We start from the raw sequence: 1,431 nt of genomic DNA, 5'->3' as shown, positions 1-1,431 counted from the left end.
TGCCGGTGCTCGGCGCAGCCGATGCGCCACTGGCGGAAACCGCCGCGGCCTGCGCCGCCCTGGCCGGTGTGGAGACGCTGAAACCCAGCACCGCCCTGCCCCGCGACCAGTTGGCCCAGGCGCTCTGCACCGCCTGGCTGCGCGGCTGCGCGCTGTACCTGCCGGCGCGGCTCATCAAAGATCCGACCGCCCATGACGGCGGCCTGGACGTCCTGCCGCTGCCCGGCCTGCCGCTGCTGCTGTTCATCGGCGTCCAGGAGCGCGGCGCCCTGCGCGGACTGGGCGAGAGCCTGCCAGCACTGGAAGTGCCACCACCGGACCATGCCCAGCGGCTCGCCTGCTGGCGCCAGCACCTGCCGGATCACCAACTGACCCCGCTGCTGCCGGAGTTGGCGCGGCGCTTCCGCTACGAAGGGACGGCCATCGCCCGGGTCGCGGCCGAACTCGCGGCCCTTGGCCGGGCACCCAGCGCCGCCGAGCTGTTCGCCGCCGCCCGCGCCGACCTCGACCTCGGCACCCTGGCCCAGCCCGTGACGCCGCGCTTCCGCCGTGCCGAACTGATGCTGCCGCCGGCCCAGGCCGCGCAGATCGACGAACTGGTCGCGGCCATGCACAACCTCACCCGCGTGCACTACGACTGGGGCACCGCGCGCGCCTGGAACGAGGGCGGGCTCAGTGCCCTCTTCGCCGGGCCGCCGGGCACCGGCAAGACCATGGCCGCCGAAGCCATGGCCGCTGAACTGGGGCTGCCGCTCTACCGCATCGACCTGTCCCAGGTGGTCAACAAGTACATCGGCGAGACCGAGAAGAACCTCCGCCGGCTGTTCGATGCCGCCGACTCGGCCGACCTGATCCTGTTCTTCGACGAGGCCGACGCCCTGTTCGGCAAGCGCACCGAAGTCAAGGACGCCCACGACCGCTATGCCAACCTGGAAATCAGCTACCTGCTGGAACGCATGGAGCGATTCAAGGGGCTGGCGATACTCGCCACCAACCGCCGCAAGGACCTGGACGAAGCCTTCCTGCGCCGCCTGCGCTTCGTCGTCGAGTTCCCCCTGCCGAGCGCCGAAGAGCGCCTGCGCATCTGGCGCAGCGTGATCCCCGCCGAGGTCGACGCCAGCGCCCTGGACTTCGAATTCCTCGCCCAGCGCTTCGCCCTGGCCGGCGGGCACATCCGTGGCGTGGTGTTCAACGCCTGCCTGCAGTGCGCCGCCGAAGGCGCGCCGCGGCGCCTCGACATGCCGGCGATAGTGCGCGCCCTGCAGCGCGAGTACGACAAGCTGGACCGCGCCAACAGCCTCGACCAGTTCGGCCCCTACGCCGAGCTGGTCGCCACCCGGAGGACCAGACGATGACCGCGCCCTCGCCGCGCCGCAGGCGGCTGCATATCGATGCACTGGAACTCGACCTGCGCGGCATCCCGCCGGAAAT

The 1,431-nt window shown here is 71.5% G+C and carries 1 protein-coding gene; it reads left to right on the top strand.

The window, feature by feature from the left end; genetic code table 11:
• The coding region (locus E8F12_RS00010; RefSeq protein WP_280323228.1) for an ATP-binding protein at positions 1-1,355 on the top strand (1,355 nt) is incomplete at its 5' end.
• Positions 1,356-1,431 lie beyond the last annotated feature (76 nt).

It is taken from the genome of Pseudomonas sp. BN102 (genome assembly GCF_029871245.1).
GTDB lineage: Bacteria > Pseudomonadota > Gammaproteobacteria > Pseudomonadales > Pseudomonadaceae > Metapseudomonas.
Note: the sequence above shows the minus strand (reverse complement) of the source record. Positions and strands in the feature narration are given on the sequence as shown.